At 39.9% G+C, this 647-nt stretch carries 1 protein-coding gene; it reads right to left on the reverse strand.

Going from position 1 to position 647, the window contains the following annotated elements:
* Positions 1 to 284: 284 nt before the first annotated feature.
* Positions 285 to 542, reverse strand: coding sequence for a LuxR C-terminal-related transcriptional regulator (locus JHD74_RS25890; protein ID WP_199063894.1), 258 nt, complete (start codon positions 540 to 542; stop codon positions 285 to 287).
* Between the last annotated feature and the right edge of the window lie 105 nt (positions 543 to 647).

The following is a 647-nucleotide window of genomic DNA, read 5'->3' on the forward strand; positions in this document are numbered from 1 at the left end:
AGATAATACTGTTTTCTATTACCTCGGGAGGAAGGTGGATAGTATAACCTATTTTTTTGATTTTATCTGTTTATCTCAGCTACTGTAGACTTGTCACATAAACTACCCTGGTTTGAGTTACAGTTTGGGATCCGACAAGCAACCTCCGGTTGACTATCGAAAAACATAGGGAAAGTCGTGGCTCAGTATAACATCCCAGTCAACAACGGAAACGAGCCATGTAAGTGCATTCTTACACGTTAGGGCTTAGGTTAAATCACAACTGCCTTAGCTGTTTTTTGCATTCATTGGGCTTTTGGTCGGTACATTTCTGGTAAGGACTCACCCAATCGGTGTAAGTGAGCGATAGTCTTCACACCGATTTTACTAAGGGCCTTTCTTTGGTGTGCATAAACGGTTTTGATACTTACTGAAAACAGGCTGTTTACCTCGTAGATACTCATTCCTTGTAGGCGATAACTTAAAGTAACTGCCTCTTTATAGGTGAGCTTCCATATTTTAGTGGATGGATTAAAAATACTCTCTTTAACTGCTTTCTTCATAGACTCAACATCTACTTTATCAGTTGAAGGTAAGGGGAAGTAACTGGCAACCTTACGCGTATTACTATCGTAAGGGAGCAAAATGACTGTCTCTTATACACATCT

This window comes from Serratia sp. ASV30 (assembly GCF_016428815.1).
Classification (GTDB): Bacteria; Pseudomonadota; Gammaproteobacteria; order Enterobacterales; family Enterobacteriaceae; genus Chania; species Chania fonticola_C.